Source organism: Absicoccus intestinalis (genome assembly GCF_033971885.1).
Taxonomy (GTDB): Bacteria; Bacillota_I; Bacilli_A; order Erysipelotrichales; family Erysipelotrichaceae; genus Absicoccus; species Absicoccus intestinalis.
On sequence record NZ_JALBUS010000008.1, the window covers coordinates 45438 to 61753 of the forward strand.

16 protein-coding genes and 1 riboswitch are annotated in these 16316 nt (G+C 34.9%); all 16 genes read right to left on the minus strand.

The genetic code is table 11. From position 1 onward, the window contains the following. Positions 1 to 56: 56 nt before the first annotated feature. Positions 57 to 797, minus strand: coding sequence for an amino acid ABC transporter ATP-binding protein (locus MOZ64_RS06495; RefSeq protein WP_173445786.1), 741 nt, complete (start codon positions 795 to 797; stop codon positions 57 to 59). 11 nt (positions 798 to 808) lie between these two features. Next, on the minus strand, positions 809 to 1534 hold the full coding sequence (locus MOZ64_RS06500) for an amino acid ABC transporter permease (protein WP_320325776.1): 726 nt from the start codon (positions 1532 to 1534) through the stop codon (positions 809 to 811). A 20-nt stretch (positions 1535 to 1554) separates the two neighbouring features. Continuing rightward, positions 1555 to 2385 (minus strand): transporter substrate-binding domain-containing protein, encoded by an 831-nt coding sequence (locus tag MOZ64_RS06505; RefSeq protein WP_128519560.1) that lies wholly within the window; start codon positions 2383 to 2385, stop codon positions 1555 to 1557. Positions 2386 to 2456: 71 nt separating this feature from the next. Further along, positions 2457 to 2624, minus strand: a riboswitch (Lysine riboswitch). 49 nt (positions 2625 to 2673) lie between these two features. After that, on the minus strand, positions 2674 to 3504 hold the full coding sequence (locus MOZ64_RS06510; RefSeq protein ID WP_320325777.1) for a GYF domain-containing protein: 831 nt from the start codon (positions 3502 to 3504) through the stop codon (positions 2674 to 2676). A gap of 74 nt (positions 3505 to 3578) precedes the next feature. After that, positions 3579 to 5033 (minus strand): flippase, encoded by a 1455-nt coding sequence (locus tag MOZ64_RS06515; RefSeq protein WP_320325778.1) that lies wholly within the window; start codon positions 5031 to 5033, stop codon positions 3579 to 3581. A 16-nt stretch (positions 5034 to 5049) separates the two neighbouring features. Next, complete coding sequence (locus tag MOZ64_RS06520; RefSeq protein ID WP_320325779.1) at positions 5050 to 5973, minus strand: glycosyltransferase; 924 nt, start codon at positions 5971 to 5973, stop codon at positions 5050 to 5052. After that, entirely contained in the window at positions 5973 to 6995 is a 1023-nt protein-coding gene (locus MOZ64_RS06525) for an NAD-dependent epimerase/dehydratase family protein (RefSeq protein WP_320325780.1), read from the minus strand. Before MOZ64_RS06525 ends, MOZ64_RS06520 begins: the two co-directional genes overlap by 1 nt. 8 nt (positions 6996 to 7003) lie before the next feature. Beyond that, entirely contained in the window at positions 7004 to 7732 is a 729-nt protein-coding gene (locus MOZ64_RS06530; protein WP_320325781.1) for an IspD/TarI family cytidylyltransferase, read from the minus strand. Next, on the minus strand, positions 7729 to 8730 hold the full coding sequence (locus tag MOZ64_RS06535) for a WaaS/CpsH family glycosyltransferase (RefSeq protein ID WP_502547942.1): 1002 nt from the start codon (positions 8728 to 8730) through the stop codon (positions 7729 to 7731). The genes MOZ64_RS06530 and MOZ64_RS06535 overlap by 4 nt, the downstream gene beginning before the upstream one ends. A 66-nt stretch (positions 8731 to 8796) precedes the next feature. Then, complete coding sequence (locus tag MOZ64_RS06540; protein ID WP_320325783.1) at positions 8797 to 9639, minus strand: LicD family protein; 843 nt, start codon at positions 9637 to 9639, stop codon at positions 8797 to 8799. A 156-nt stretch (positions 9640 to 9795) separates the two neighbouring features. Then, the gene (gene rfbD, locus MOZ64_RS06545) at positions 9796 to 10695 is read right to left on the minus strand and encodes a dTDP-4-dehydrorhamnose reductase (RefSeq protein WP_320325784.1); all 900 of its coding nucleotides are present in this window, start codon (positions 10693 to 10695) and stop codon (positions 9796 to 9798) included. Then, positions 10695 to 11729 (minus strand): dTDP-glucose 4,6-dehydratase, encoded by a 1035-nt coding sequence (rfbB, locus tag MOZ64_RS06550; RefSeq protein ID WP_128519543.1) that lies wholly within the window; start codon positions 11727 to 11729, stop codon positions 10695 to 10697. Before rfbB ends, rfbD begins: the two co-directional genes overlap by 1 nt. Beyond that, positions 11726 to 13018 carry a hypothetical protein gene (locus MOZ64_RS06555; RefSeq protein ID WP_320325785.1) on the minus strand — a complete coding sequence of 431 codons (1293 nt, stop codon included), beginning with the start codon at positions 13016 to 13018 and terminating at the stop codon, positions 11726 to 11728. The genes rfbB and MOZ64_RS06555 overlap by 4 nt, the downstream gene beginning before the upstream one ends. Before the next feature lie 8 nt (positions 13019 to 13026). Then, positions 13027 to 13407: a GtrA family protein gene (locus MOZ64_RS06560; protein ID WP_320325786.1), complete on the minus strand. Its 381-nt coding sequence runs from the start codon at positions 13405 to 13407 to the stop codon at positions 13027 to 13029. After that, complete coding sequence (locus MOZ64_RS06565) at positions 13391 to 14326, minus strand: glycosyltransferase family 2 protein (protein WP_320325787.1); 936 nt, start codon at positions 14324 to 14326, stop codon at positions 13391 to 13393. Before MOZ64_RS06565 ends, MOZ64_RS06560 begins: the two co-directional genes overlap by 17 nt. Positions 14327 to 14345: 19 nt before the next feature. Then, positions 14346 to 16289 carry a DUF7657 domain-containing protein gene (locus MOZ64_RS06570; protein ID WP_320325788.1) on the minus strand — a complete coding sequence of 648 codons (1944 nt, stop codon included), beginning with the start codon at positions 16287 to 16289 and terminating at the stop codon, positions 14346 to 14348. Positions 16290 to 16316: the final 27 nt, after the last annotated feature.

Sequence of the window (16316 nt, forward strand, 5' to 3'; positions counted from 1 at the left end):
TCTCTTCCCCACTCTCGTTTTTCATTATAACAAAAAAACGTCGTATTTCTACGACGTTAACGATTGGAATAACGAGATAAGAATTGTTTGGTTCTTTCTTCTTTTGGATTGCCAAATAATTCTTCGGGTTCTCCTGCTTCGGCAATGACACCTTGATCCATGAAAACGACATAATCACTGACTTCACGAGCAAATTGCATCTCATGAGTAACCACGACCATGGTCATTCCTTTTTTGGCTAGATCTTTCATGACATCCAATACACCACCAACCATTTCTGGATCCAGTGCACTGGTTGGTTCATCAAATAAGATGACATCCGGATTCATACACAAAGCCCTGGCAATGGCAACTCGTTGTTTTTGTCCACCCGATAGCGTTGTACTTGCGGCATGAGCAAAGGATTCCATACCAACGGTTTTTAGATGTTCCATCGCAATCTTTTCGGCTTCGGCTTTGGAGCGTTTTAAGACTTTGATTTGCCCTATGGTACAATTATCCAAAACATTTTTATTATTGAAAAGATTGAAACTCTGAAAAACCATACATACTTTGGATCGATATTTCGTGACATCTAAGTCACCACCTAAGATATCTTTTCCTTCATAATAGATCTTTCCACCATCAGGTACTTCCAATAAGTTGATGCAACGAAGCATCGTACTCTTACCCGATCCCGATGAACCAATGATCGTCACGACTTGTCCCTTGGTGATTTGGAAGTTGATATCATTCAATACTTGGAGTTTACCAAAGTGTTTTTGTAGATGTTCAATTTTAATAACTGTATCACTCATTTTGATTCCTCCTAGACATTGGCTTTAAAGGACACTTTGTCGGTGTGATTTATTTTCTTTTCGACATAGTTCAAGATGATCGTTGCAATAGTGGTTAGAATCAAATAGAGAATAGCAGTTACCATATAGACTTCAATATAACGCATGTTGGATCCGGCAATCGAAGTGGCTTGGAAGTAAAGTTCCGTAACGGCAATGGCATTCAACATACAACTATCCTTGATATTGACAATCAATTGATTACCAAGTGCCGGAAAGGTATTTTTGATGGCTTGTGGGAAGATGATCTGCATCATCGTTTGCGTATTGGTCATACCAATAGATTTAGCAGCTTCTGTTTGGCCTTTATCAATGGATTGAATACCTGAACGAATGATTTCAGCCATATAGGCACCCGTATTGATAGAAATGATAAACATACCAGCCGTAAAGCCTGTCCATCCCAAAGCTGGTTTTAATAAATAATACAAGAATACGGCTTGTACCATCATTGGCGTTCCACGGAATACCCAAACATATAAACCGGTGATAATGTGACCAAGATGTTTGAAAAATCGGGTAACAGGTTTATCAAAAGGGTCAATTTCGACCGCGTGGATGGCACCAACCACCAATCCTAAAAGTAAACCCACTAAAGTTCCGACAATGGCAAATTCCATTGTTAAACGAATTCCGTAAGCAAACATGGGCCATGAATTCACTAATGTTTGCCATGCATACGCAAAATCAATTTGCATTCTATCTACTCCTCACTTTATTAGTCTTCTGTAGGTGCACGCTTAACAGCATCTTCCATCAATTTCATTCGCTCTTCTTGAGAGATAGAATCCAAAGCTTTCTGCACTTTCTTGAAGTATTTTGTTTTACGTGTTCCATTCTTTAAACCAATGGATACAGATGTATCATTATCAAATCCTTGACCATCAGCAAAATGTACAATGGTCAAATCTGGGTTGGCAGATACGATACCATTGGCAACTGGTAATTCAGCTGGAATACCATCGGCATCACCATTTTGTAGAGCAACCACCAATTCTGGATACGTTGCTTTTGGTGTCTCGTGTTTTACGCCATTGATCTGATCAATAATCGTATCATAGTTTGTATTCTTTTGTCCCATGACTTTTTGTCCAGAGAACTGTTGAATACTCGTATAACCGGCTTGTTCACTATTTGCACGAACGATCATGACGGTTTCACTTTGATAATAAGGTGTTGTAAAATCGATTCCTTTTTCACGCTTCTTATTGGCAGTCATACCGGCAACGATGGCATCAATTTCACCCGATTCAACGGCTGGTTGTAAACCATCCCAACTGATCTTCTTTACCACCAATTTCTTACCTAATTTCTTCGCAATTTTACGAGACATGACAACATCATAACCATCACAATAACCAGCTCCACTGCCTAGTTTGGAAGCTGTAGATGATTTCTTACTTTGTTGCCAGTTAAATGGTGCATAGTTGCATTCCATACCTACTGTAAATGTGTCTGAATCTGCACTTGAATTGGAAGAACCACTGCCACAACCCACCAAAGACATGCTTAAGGATGCGACCGCGATTGCCGTTAATAATTTTTTCATTTCTCTCTCTCCTTTTTCTACAAATGAAGAAAAAAGGCTATGTGTTATCTTCACATAGCCTACATGCCTTGCTTTCAGATAACGCCTCTTCTGCAACGAAGGAGTGAACTAAGTATTTCTTAGAACCCCAAGAAATAAAATTGCCATTTTATTTCTTTCGGCGATGATTACCTTTCTGAAACTTCACCGTCTGCCAACTCCATTTCATACTCTGACGCATCGCTGCCTCTATCTTCATCTGATTTACCTCAATATTATAGAACAGTGAATCATATTGTCAAGGATAGATTATGCATCTATCATACGATTGATATTATCCTGAATGATCGCATAGGCCACAATGGATAGTCCGAATATGCTTAAGATCACATACAATATGGCATTGTTGTCATACATTTCATCGATTTGATTCATGTTTTTTGCCACTTTATATACAAAATAAATACCATATATACCAAAGGTGATCATGGAAAAAATGACAACTTGTGCCGGGCTTGTTCCTTCTTGATAGCCATTGGACCGAAGCAGGATATTCGTATCCCGAGCAATGCTGTATTGCCAATAAATGGCATAGATACCACAAGTAAAAATACTAAACAAGATACAAGAAAGAATGCTTCGATGCTTGATCCATGCGGATCCATTGGTTTGTATTTGCGGATACATGGATCGACTATACAATTCGGTATGATTTAAGGTGTCCCAATCCGCCATGCCTTCCCGCCAAACATAGGTATTGGCACCAATGGTATTATTGGCTAAAAAACCATTCATTTGCGCCTTTGTATAAGGGCCATGCTGGTTTTGGTGAAGATCGATGAAAAACCATCCATCCACTTTTGTTTCCTGCGATTCGCCAAAAGATAAACTTGAAGCTTTTAGGGATTCCCAATCCGATTGTCCATCATGCCATACATAGGTCAACTCGTTGATCCGTCCCACATCATAAAATTCTTTCATTTGCGATTCCGTAAAAGGGCCTTTGGACTCATTATTTTCGACAAAATACCAATTTTGTTCTTCAACCGTTTTTTCTACTTGTATATCTACAGGTTGTCCACAATTGGGACAAAACTTTTCATTTCCATTGAGTTCATGACCACAATGCATGCACTTCATAAGAATTCCTCCTAATGCATCTATAGTATAGCATAGGTTAAACATTCCAAATGAATAATTCCAGCTAAATACATCTATCTCTGTTTACTTTTTAATTTTGCTTGAATCATTTTCAAACCGGAAATAGCCACTTCATTTTTACCCATCAGTAAAATAAGTCCATAGGATAAAACAGAAAAAATAACCGAAAATAAGATACGAAGAATGAGTGAGCCAATACATGCTTGACAGAAATAACAAATCACCATAATACTCGCACAGCCCAACAAAACAGGAATTATTTTCATCGTTCGAAATTGATCTGTCAAATCCATCGAACTTCGCTTACAAATGAGGACGACTATTCCTTCTGCCAAAACAGTAGTAATCGCTGCCCCATTCAGTCCCCATAAAGGAATCAAGATAAAATTCAAACCAATATTCGCAATGGCAGAGATGATGGTTGCATAAAAGAAGCTTCTTTCGTTTCGATTTGGAACTAAAACAGCTTGTGAATAAAAACATCCAAATACCGCAAAAAATAATGCAAAACAAAGGATACGAAGTGAGATATATCCATACGCAAATGAATTTGGTGCCAAAATAGAAAGAATATCCTTACTCAAAAAGAACAGTCCGATGATACTAGGGATAATAAATACATACAGTACATTTCGCAATCCACTTAATAAGGACATATAATTCTTTCTATCATTGTCGCCCAAGTATGCAGATATTCTTGGAATGGCCACAATAATAACAGCATTTAGAAGGGATTTGATGACTGAATATACATTGGAAGCAATCGAATATACACCGACTTCACTATCTGGTCGAAAAAAACCAAGAATGATGATATCTGATTTCACATAGATCATGCCTGCAATGGTAATACAAAACAAATAAATAATGGGCTTTAAATGTGTCTTTAAATTTAAATGAAATGTAAATCCATAGGATATATATTTTCGTGTATAAAAAATATTCAAAATATAATTGAAAGAATATGAGAATGCCATGATCCACGTATATAGAATTAAATCATTTTTTGTTTTTACTAAGGTTAGTATAAAGATCATCGAAACGGTTTGAATAATGATATATCGTAAAGTCAAATAGAAAAAATCTTCAAATACATTATTGATCCAGTCTCGTCCGAGGGTACTCGAAATCACATTAATAGATAGAATGGCCAATAAAACAGATTCACGATTCAATCTTGGGATAAATTTTGTTAATAAGAATAACAACACCAAAGACAAAATCATCATGATGACATTGATTGAAAAAAGTTCATCGGTCAACTTCTTCATTTGTACTGGGTCTTTACGCACTCGTGATACTTCCCGAATGGCATATGTTGGTATGCCTAAACTAGCTAAGGCAATGATATATTGAATCACCGAATCGGAAAAACTATATCTTCCTAAGTTTCCACTTCCCAATACACGGGTAATATAAGAAAAAGTAATAAGAGGAAAAACAATAACACAACATTGCTTAATGATATTCAATACAGCATTTACTTGAATCGACTTTTTTTGTTGCAAGGTATTCCTCCCACTATTAAATGATATTTGCTAGAACTTTCATTTTATATACAATCGATGACTCGCCACTTTTTTGATAAATGGACTTTATTCTTAACAACTGATTTTTAATTTTCCAATCGGCTTGATAATTTGCTAATAAATACAATAATTCTTTATCTTCTTGTTTATAACACAAATCTCCTTTTAATAGTTGCTTGGCCGTATTGCTTCGAATGTTTCGATACTTTGATTTATTTGTATGCATTCCAGTTACATCTTTAATTCGCTCACTCAAAGAACTTTTCTGAATGCCAACTGTATTATTGGAATGGATACGATATAAAATATAGGATCTTGGATCATAAACGAGTTGACCAACCAATATAGCGATTAGCGCAATCCAGGCATCATGCATACGATGATCCAATAGACTTTTTGGTGGACAAGGAATGGAAACTACACATTGAGCCATCGAACGATTCATGATCATGGTGCACCCTGAAAAATCATTTTTTGAAATATGGCCAACTAGTGTTTGATCCGGAATAAAATCATAACGTAATTGTTCTTTTTTTCCATCACAATACAACCATTGATTGGAACAATATAAAGTAGGACCCTTTCCTATTTTTTCAATGCCACGTATCAATTTTTCTGGTAACCAAATATCATCTTGATCCGAAAAAGCGTAATAATCAAAATTCTTTTCGGTTCCCATCACATGAAATAACAATTTCATGAAACTCATGCCAGGTCCCACATTTTGATCAAATGGTAAAATTGTGATGGGATGGTCTTGCTGATATTTTTGAACTATCGCAATGGTATCATCATTGGATCCATCATCACGCACAAAAAGTGTAACTTTTACGTCTTTTTGTTGAAATATACTTTCAATCTGTTCTTCAATAAATGCAGCGCCATTATATGTGCTCATTAAAACAGCTACACTATACATTATAGAAAAGACTCCAATGTCCACTTAAACATATGTTCATTATCAACTTGTGGACGCCATCCCAAGTCACGTACCTTAGATGTATCCATAATGGCAAGTTTAAAAGGTAAATATGGCATTTTGCTTGCTTCTTCGGAAAACTTCACCTGTGTCTTTTCGGATGGAGATAAATTTGCAATCAAATGGGCTAAATCACGGATACTGATTAAATTTTCTTCGGCACCTACGTTATAGAGAATGCTTTCGCCTCTTTCCATAATTAAGAATACAGCATTCATAGCATCGGCAACATACGTATATGTTCGCATCGCACTGCCATCCGAATGAAGAACAATATCTTCCCCACGTAACGCATTTTGTAAGAATTCGGCAAAAGCTCGTCCATCATCTAATACGATACCAGGCCCCAAAGTATGTGAGAAATGCACGCCACAAAAATCTACGTTGTATTCCTCTTTATAAGAAGCCAACATTGTTTCACAAAGACGTTTAGCTTCTGGATAACATGCGCGAGCATTCAAATTGCGTAAAGGTCCCATGTCTTCTTCAGTAATATTTCTTTCTTCTTTCCATTCACCATATGTTTCAACCGTTGAAATATAAAAGACTCTTTCCGTATGATGCGTCTTTGCGCATTCAAGAACATTATGAGTGCCATTTACATGTGCCCATAAAGTTTCAACAGCATTCTCTTTAAAATCTCTTGGCGCTGCCGGTCCAGCTGTATGGAAAATAAAATGTATATCGCTATCAAAATCAATCGGTGTATTCACATCTTGATACAAAAAAGATACATTTGGAAATTCTAATAAATTTCCAAAAACCATTTGTGATTTTTCTTTAGACCGTGCTAAACCAACTACACGCAAGTTCAAGTTATACCTTAGATCCACATCAACCAAGGTTTCGACGATATAGCGTCCTAAACGACCGGTTGCACCCGTGACCAAAATTGTTTTGTCTTGATACATGCGCCAATTTACTGGGCTATTCAGAATAATATCTAAATCTCTTTTTTCCATATATCCTCCTAAATTCCAAAAACATATTTGTTTTCTTCCAATTCCAACATAGCTTTTAAGATATAATAATCTTCTGGTGTTGTGATTTTTATATTATTGTTGTTCTCTTTAACGATATGGATAGAATTTCCCAAATAGGTATATGCCAGTGCCGCATCTAATATAGGAAATTCTACATTTTCTTTGACCATATGTTGATAAGCATCTTTTAATTGACACAATTGAAACGTTTGTGGCGATGTTAAACTATATGTATCATCTCGCTTTTTAAAATCTTTAAAAGTAGCTGTATCTTTATTTGTGATAACAACCGATTCTATGACCGGTTTTACGGTCATGGCACTGCCATATTTTTTGGCAACACGAACGTTTTCAGAAATGATCGACATTTCAATCAATGGTCGTACCCCATCATGAATGACCACAATGTCGGTATTGATTCCACCATTCTTTTCGATTTCTCGCAATCCATTTTCAATACTGCCTTGACGATCTTTTCCACCTGGAATAATAGAAATTACTTTTTTTAATTGATATGTATCTACTAATTCCTGCATATATTCTAACCAATTTACATTGCAAGAAATAATAATTTTATCAATGTCCTTACACATTTCAAATTTTTCTAATGTATAGATGATGACCGGTTTCCCAAAAACTTTTAAAAATTGTTTTGGCAACCCCGACGTTCGCATTCGCTGACCAACTCCGCCGGCTAAAATGATGGCATAATTCATACTTTCTCCTTTTCTAATTGTTTAATAAAATCAACTAAGTGCACAGGTGAAAACTCACCATGATACTTATAGTCTACTGTATAATCGGATTTTATCCAACATGGATCAATATCATCCACCGATTGAAAATAATACATATATCGAGGATCATAATAAGGTAATTCTTTAATATGTACATTATTTGTTAATAGTTTTTTATTATACACAATAGCTTCAAAATATCGTATCGATTGCGCTTGTTGATGTTCTTGTAAAACTTCTAAAATACACTTGCTCGATTTGACATCAGCAACGACTTCAGGATATGTTTGCTTCTTTCTTGTATAAGCCAATTGAGATCCATTTACAAATGTATCCGCATGATTCGATACCATTTTAAAATTACAATCTACACCTTGTGATTCTAATGTATCAAATATTTTACCAATCAAAGATGCTCGATTTCCTTTATCATATCCCACAAAATATAAATCAGATGTTTGTTGTGAAGGTGATACAAAATCAAAGGATGAATAGTATGTATAACCGAACCAAGTAAATCCATATTTCTTAGCATCATATTTATCATATGTCAAAACTTTAGCCCAAACATTTGAAGATAATTTATCTCTGACATAATTCAAATGTGGTGAATTCGCCTCTAATGAATCGGTCAAAAGAGCATATAAAAATACATTCTCATATTTTTGTTTCAATTTTTCTAGATAATTCATTGAATAATAACAAATACTCGATGACGGAATGATGACATGATAAATTGTAGATGAAGTGAATGGATACTTATCAAGGTAATAAAAAAAAGACTGGAATGGCATGGTCACGAAAGAATTGATTTTTTTGCTCAAGAATATATCTTTTATAATGTTCTGATAGGAATGTTTAAATTGTTTATGAGACGGCCAAAACTCAATAAGCGATTGGTTAGCCGTCAATGTCAAATCACGAAACAAACCGTTTTGATCTTTGTTTAAATAAGAAAAAATGAACTTTTCTTGCATATATATCCTCAACTTTTACTCGGTTACTTTAACACTTTTATATATATTCTTCAACACTAGGTCATTTCATGATGACCTTGTGTTTCGATTGTCTTGAAACTGAAAAACAATATGACTACCACCATTTCGTTTCTCTTTTGGTGGCAATTGCATATAATCACCAAATAATTGGGTTAAATATAAGTCATAATCTTTAAATATCTTTACTTGACGACCATTGAATTCATGATTGATCAAATTTGTAAATAATGTTTTTGAAAATAAACCTTTGTCTGGATAGGCACCACCATAGTTAAAAACATATGAACAAGATTCAGTATTATGTTTTCTCATTCTTTGATTTAAATGAGTAACATAATAGTTATAACTAAAAAGATAGGTAAAGGGTTTTATCAAAAAATATCCTAGTTTTTCCACTCGTGAAGCACCTTCTGGACACTTATATCCACAACGAATGATGTATAAATTTTGTAACCGTTTTATTTTTTTTCTTTCTTTCATACGTTGTGAATCATCATCCACAACATTATCATATGCAAAGATATCGACCCAAACACCCTGATGAAAAGAAAGCTGATGTGAATAAGTCTCACTGAGGATCGTATCTTTTCGACGAACTTTTCCAAAAATCAATCCACAATTGGGATCTGTATTCATATCCTGAAAAAGAAAACGAGATGCATCCAATTCTTTTTTGCAAACAGCAACAAAACGATCGTATTCACTACGTAACATACCTAAGTCAATATCATCATCCCAAGGAATCATACCACTATGACGAACGGCACCAATACAACTGCCACCTTCCAAGTCATACTTTATTTGATATTTATCACAAATACGAATGATTTCATCTAATATTTCTAATTCAATTTCTTGTATTTTTTTTAAATTATATCCACTATCCATTTTTATTACTCCATTGCAATCCTTTTATTTCTTTAGTATTTGTACATTATTTTAAATGATACGTTATTTTTTTACAATGCCTGTAAAAATCCAGCTTCGATTTATGAAAATTACATAACGAAAGGTCAGTAAACCATTTTTTACTGACCTTTTTCATTAATCCTTCAGTTCTTTTAAATATCGTGCCAATGCATCATGCCAATCAGGCAAACGTGTAAATCCGTGTTTGTCCAATTCGGTTTGATTCATACGACTATTCTTAGGGCGTTTGGCTTTGGCTGGGAATGCACTACTATCCACTGGGGTTACTGGTACATCCATACCGGCTTGTTTAAAGATTTCTTTGGCAAAATCATACCAACTAATAAAATCACCGGAATTGGTTGCATGATAGGTTCCATATTCTTTCGTTTGAATCATATCTACCACTAAACGAGCTAAATCGTAAGTATAGGTAACCATACCAATTTGATCATTGACAACACTGACGGCACCACGCTCTTTCCCTAAACGCAACATCGTTTTGATAAAATTATTTCCATTCTTTCCAAATACCCAAGAAATTCGAATGATAAAATGTTTTGGATAACTTTCAACAGCTAATTCCCCTTCATATTTGGTTTGTCCATACACATTCAATGGTTCACGGTGTCCATATTCCATCCAAGGATTGGTTCCTTCACCATTGAATACATAATCCGTTGAAAAGTACATCACGGGAATATCCTGTTTTTTACAAGCATCCACAATATTCTTCGTACCTTCTGCATTCACTTTACGAACGACATCTGGCATATCTTCCGCTTTATCAACGGCTGTCCATGCTGCACAATGCACAACGGCATCTGGATGCACTTCATCCATCACTGTTTGAACGGCTTGTGCATCTGTAATATCTAAAGATACATACGGTGCACGACAAACACTGGTTCCATCTTGAATGCCTGCATATGTTTCTGCAAGATCCGTACCATATCCTTCTAAATTGCGTGATGCCAATTCATTCATGACATCATGGCCTAATTGACCAGCTACACCTGTTACTAATACTTTCATTATTCTTCTGCTCTTCCTTTATCCACATACATTTTTTGGAAATAGTTTTGATACTCACCACTAATGATGTTTTCCCACCATTCTTTATTATCCAAATACCATTGAATGGTTTGTGGGATACCAGTATCAAATGTATATTTTGGTTTCCATCCCAATTCAGTTTCTAATTTGGTTGGATCCATGGCATAACGAAGATCATGACCTTTTCGATCTGCAACAAATGTAATTAAGCTTTCTGGCTTATTCAATGCATGCAATACCGTTTTCACAACTTGTAGGTTTGTACGCTCATTGTGTCCACCCACATTGTATACTTCGCCATCTCTTCCCTTACGAATGATCAAATCAATGGCCGTACAATGATCATAGACATGCAACCAATCACGCACATTTTCTCCCGTTCCATATACAGGAATGGTTTCATCATTCAAAGCACGTGAAATGATCAATGGAATCAATTTTTCTGGGAAATGATAAGGTCCATAGTTATTCGAGCAACGACTAATTGTAACTGGTAAACCATATGTGCGATGATAAGCCAATACAAACAAGTCTGCACTTGCTTTTGCCGAAGAATATGGACTGGAAGTATGAATTGGCGTTTCTTCCGTAAAGAATAAATCCGGACGATCCAAAGGTAAATCACCATAAACTTCATCCGTAGACACTTGATGATATCGTTTGATACCATATTTTACACAAGCATCCAATAATGTAGTGGTTCCCATCACATTGGTCTTTACAAAGATTTCAGGGTCTTCAATACTACGATCGACATGAGATTCCGCTGCAAAGTTCACAACAACATCAAAATGCTCTTTTTCAAACAATTGAAAGATAAAATCACGATCGGCAATATCACCTTTCACAAATTTATAATTGGGTTTATCTTCAATGGGTTTACAAGTTTCCAAATTTCCTGCATAGGTCAACTTATCCAAATTCACAAATTCATCTTCTGGATATGTATTGACCATATAATGCATAAAGTTACCACCAATAAATCCAGCTCCACCAGTTACTAAAAATTTCATGTGTTTTCCTCCTTGATTGTATTTTTAATTGCATTTAAAGCAAATTGTAATAAAAAAAGTAAAGATAAAACGGTAATTGATAAATTACGGTACGTAAAGAAATTATGAATATACGAATGATTTTTTAAAACAAAGTACCAAACAAATGGATACAAAGCTATTACAAGAAATATCATACAATTCCAACTTATCTTCCAACTATCTTTTTTTGTAGCTTGAATTAATAGAATTATTATTTCAATTAACTTCTTAATTACATATACAAAAATTATAAATTTCAGAATATTAGAAATTTGTCCCACATTTAGAGATACAACATTTCCATACGTGATTTTTATGTCTCCTAATTTAGTAGCTGTTCGAAATACAATTGCTTGGAGTGCCTCTTTGTATATATTTTGCTTTAAAATGATGGATGCGGCTGTCCATTTCATCAACCACATTCCTGCATATCCAAATAACCATGCCAAACTTAATCGAAAAGTATCAAAAAATAAGCCAATCTTTTCTTTTTCACTTAATATAAGATAGAAACATAAAATAAATCCCAAACTTACAATTGGATAGGTAAGTAAATCGAAAAAGTTAATTACTGTCCCTAAAATAAATAATAAATAAAAAGCATATTTCGTGTCTACTATTTTATCTTTATATTTAATCAGTAAATAAATGAAAAATAGTGTTGGTGTTATTACCGTTGAATATTGTAACGATTTATAAATTAATTGAATATTCAACGATAATAATGCTAATAAAAAAGGTACAATATATTGTTTTAAGTGAAATCGCATCATCTGCACCACAATTGCAGATAGCAACAAAAAAATGAATAACAGCAATACAACACGAATTTCAGTATAGTTCAGAAAGACTAATAATGGTTTCAAAAAAATCAAATATCCGTGCCAATATCTAGCATAATCAAGCTTTTTTAATTTTGAGAATTGTTTTTGATTCGTCAATGTCAACACGTTTGTTGCAGACATATTCTCTTTTGCATTCAATCGATAACATCCCATTGCCTTTCTTAAATTCGATTCATCTGGTTGTTGCTCATAGGCTGCGGTTCGAAACATTAAATAATCAGTAAAATTATCACGTGTCGTACCCGATATATAATCAGATGGATATAAACCCTCTGAATCAATAATAGCTACCGACTCAATGGCATGTTGTTGTATTTTATTTATGTTTGTAAACTTATAACTTGAAAAAAGGAGAACAATTCCAATAAAACATATCCCAAAAAGCAGAATCGCAAATGATAACAAATATTGTAATTTCTTCACATCATCACCTACTCCAAAAACATTTTTCTCGTCACAAAATTAAATACCATGACAATGGCTGTTGCACCAATCTTTACTAACATATAGTAAAGATCTAATTTTTCCACACCAAACCACATGATACATTGATTGATTCCTAATCCAATCACACTAAATACAATAAATAATACAAAGTTTCGTCCTTGGCTTTTTTTCTGGTCGACATCAAATACCCATCGTACACTTGCGATGTAATTAAAAACAGTTGATACTGTAAATGAAATAAATGAGGATATTAAATAATAGATGCCTAAATATTCTGTACAAATAAATAATACCGAATAATCAATCAGAAAAGCAATACCCCCGACAATGCCAAAACGAAATAACTGTTTAATGAGATTCTTCACGTTTGGTCCGTATCCAAATCAATTCAAACATTTGGAGATCCTTTTTAACAATGACTTGTAAAATGACACCAGTGATCCAAAGCAAGATGGCTATGATCAACATCACACCAGCAAAGATCAAGGTCGGGAATCTTTCAACAAGGCCAGTTCTAAAATAAGCTTGGAATACAGGCACTCCAAAACCAATAGCAATGAGCAAAAAAATTAATGCAAAGATGTCAAAAAATACATTTGGCTTATATTCCTTAAATAAACGTGCAATCGTCTTTAATACTTTGGCACCATCACTAAATGTATTCAATTTTGATTCACTACCTTCCGGACGATCACGATAATCAACTGGAACTTCTTCCATACTTAAGTGATGAGCAGCAGCATGAATTGTCATTTCTGTTTCAATTTCAAAACCTTGCGATAAGACCGGATATGTCTTCACAAAGGCATAACTAAATGCCCGACTTCCTGTCATGATATCTTTCACATTGACCTTGAATAAATGATTGATCAAAGAACGAACTAGACGATTGCCGGTATTATGAAAGGGTCGTTTATTTTCTGTAAAATACGTAGACGACAAACGATCACCAATGACCATATCACACTTTCCATCCAAGATCATTTGTGCCATTTCTGGTACAGGCGGATTGGTATCATCTCCATCAGCCATGACATAGACATCCGCATCAATGTCCTTAAACATACTACGTACGACATTGCCTTTTCCCTGTTGGTATTCATATCGTACAATGGCACCTGCCTGTCGTGCGATTTCATCGGTACCATCCGTTGAATTGTTGTCATATACATAAATATCGGCACTTGGAAAAGCTTCCTTGTAATCATGAACAACCTTAGCAATGGTCAAACTTTCATTGTAACAAGGTAGCAATATAGCAATTTTCTTATCTTTTATATCCATAATCAATTCCTTCTCTCTTTCAATACGACAATTGATATACATTCTCACCACCTATAATTTGGTACAAACTTTTGGATTGAATATCTGTTTGTGCCAACAATGTAGAAATATCTTCATTGGTCACTAAATATTTGATATGCCATTTTTTTAAGTCATTGACATTCAATTGGATTTGAATCGAATCCGGTGTGATCAATTGAAATTTGGTCTGATCTGTGGTCAACGTCAAATTCATGTGTATATATCGATTATAATATGCATCATTTTTTAGTTTCGGATCAATTTTCTTCCATTTTCCATAATCCGGATAGAAGTTTACCGCATTTAATACTTTTGCGCCATTGGCCATCGTGAAATTCTGCAAATAAGCAGAATCCGCCACTAACCAATAACTATCATCTTTGGATACGATGCTTTGTATAAATTGTGAATACGCATGATTATAGATTGATGCTGTTCCATGAACGATTGGATTGACCGTCATTGACGTGATCGATATCAACACGAGAAAGGTCGTGATCAATGCTTGTTGATACGAAAAGATAAGAAATGCACCTAAACCTACAAATCCCAAAGCAATACAATAATATACGATCGTATGTCGCATCAAGGCAGGATCGATCATTGCTTTTGTTACAAATAAGATCATACCTGTAAATGCAATAAGATATATCGCATTGACTTTTTTGTCTAAATACTTCCTGTTTTGATATACCGTATACATTGTCCAAATCGTGAATAGCGTCGCCGTAAATCCATAAACAATTTTCATTCGGTTGATATACGAGAACAAAGTAATCTTCGCAAATGTTTCCGAAAAGCCAATCAACATAAAGAAGATTTCAATGCATAATACAACAAATAAAGTCATACCGACTGGTTTATCTTTTGTATCTTGACTTTGATTCATTTTTGACCATAGATATGGAAAATAAATCATACAGAATGGCCCTAGATGGTTGAATGTACTTAGTTCCGGCGAATTACTAGTCGAAGGATCTCGATACGGCGTAAACAGCGTTCGAAAATTCGAAAACAAATCATAAAGTTGATAATTTCCGCCCGTAGATATGCGTCTTCCAGGATAAACGGTATTGTACAAAAGTTTGATTTGATCTTGTGCATTCCAGACAAAGTGTCCCAATACCAGAACTACACCGCCCACAACACAGAAAATACGAATCACATCCTTTTTTTCAAAAGACCATTGATTTCGATCTCGATACAAACAAACAATCAACAAAGCCAGCATGAGCAAGCCCGTTGGAATCTGACACGATGGGAACAAAGCCAATACAAAGCCGGTTAATACACAAATAGCTAATAGGGTAAATCCAATCTTTTGCCAGTTTTTTTGACTTGTAAAAAAATAGTATCCGACTACAAACAGTGTGGTGGCCCAAAAGAATACATCATACATATGTGGGCAAAACCACCATTGCATAGAAGGTGAAAATACAATCAATAAGGAACCAAAAACGGCATAATGCGAATTCTTGATCAAAACATACAATAATTCATATACCATCAAGAGAAACAAGATGACTTTCATACACCAATACCAAGATAATCCAATTGTATTTCCAAATATTAGATATCCCCAAGTGAATGGCTTTCCAATCAATGTTAGATTTAATACGGGCGCATTATAGCCAATGATCATATCTTGGCCAGCTATGCTCATATAATGGCTAACTTCTTTATAGTGATTATAGTATTGACTGAAATAATAAGGTGTTTGGACATTGAATTCATCGCCTCGAATAGGACGCGCAACTCCAAATACGATGGATTGTTTCGTCTGATCTGGAAGAATCATGTCATAACAGCCAATGGCAGAGCCATGAATATGGCAACACACACAAACAATGAATACAACCAATGCAATGGGATATCGATATTTAATGATCCAATCGAAACCATGCATCCATTGGTCGTTCCAGCGATATCGAATGGAATTCAAGATAATGCAGACCATTCCAAAAGGTAG

What these genes read in the sequence shown, in the direction of transcription:
- rfbB (WP_128519543.1), bottom strand. Translation starts at nt 11,729, where the DNA reads ATGAAATTTTTAGTAACTGGTGGAGCTGGATTTATTGGTGGTAACTTT.
- MOZ64_RS06505 (WP_128519560.1), bottom strand. Translation starts at nt 2,385, where the DNA reads ATGAAAAAATTATTAACGGCAATCGCGGTCGCATCCTTAAGCATGTCT.
- MOZ64_RS06520 (WP_320325779.1), bottom strand. Translation starts at nt 5,973, where the DNA reads ATGTATAGTGTAGCTGTTTTAATGAGCACATATAATGGCGCTGCATTT.
- MOZ64_RS06495 (WP_173445786.1), bottom strand. Translation starts at nt 797, where the DNA reads ATGAGTGATACAGTTATTAAAATTGAACATCTACAAAAACACTTTGGT.
- MOZ64_RS06525 (WP_320325780.1), bottom strand. Translation starts at nt 6,995, where the DNA reads ATGGAAAAAAGAGATTTAGATATTATTCTGAATAGCCCAGTAAATTGG.
- MOZ64_RS06540 (WP_320325783.1), bottom strand. Translation starts at nt 9,639, where the DNA reads ATGGATAGTGGATATAATTTAAAAAAAATACAAGAAATTGAATTAGAA.
- rfbD (WP_320325784.1), bottom strand. Translation starts at nt 10,695, where the DNA reads ATGAAAGTATTAGTAACAGGTGTAGCTGGTCAATTAGGCCATGATGTC.
- MOZ64_RS06565 (WP_320325787.1), bottom strand. Translation starts at nt 14,326, where the DNA reads ATGGATATAAAAGATAAGAAAATTGCTATATTGCTACCTTGTTACAAT.
- MOZ64_RS06530 (WP_320325781.1), bottom strand. Translation starts at nt 7,732, where the DNA reads ATGAATTATGCCATCATTTTAGCCGGCGGAGTTGGTCAGCGAATGCGA.
- MOZ64_RS06500 (WP_320325776.1), bottom strand. Translation starts at nt 1,534, where the DNA reads ATGCAAATTGATTTTGCGTATGCATGGCAAACATTAGTGAATTCATGG.
- MOZ64_RS06510 (WP_320325777.1), bottom strand. Translation starts at nt 3,504, where the DNA reads ATGAAGTGCATGCATTGTGGTCATGAACTCAATGGAAATGAAAAGTTT.
- MOZ64_RS06535 (WP_502547942.1), bottom strand. Translation starts at nt 8,730, where the DNA reads ATGCAAGAAAAGTTCATTTTTTCTTATTTAAACAAAGATCAAAACGGT.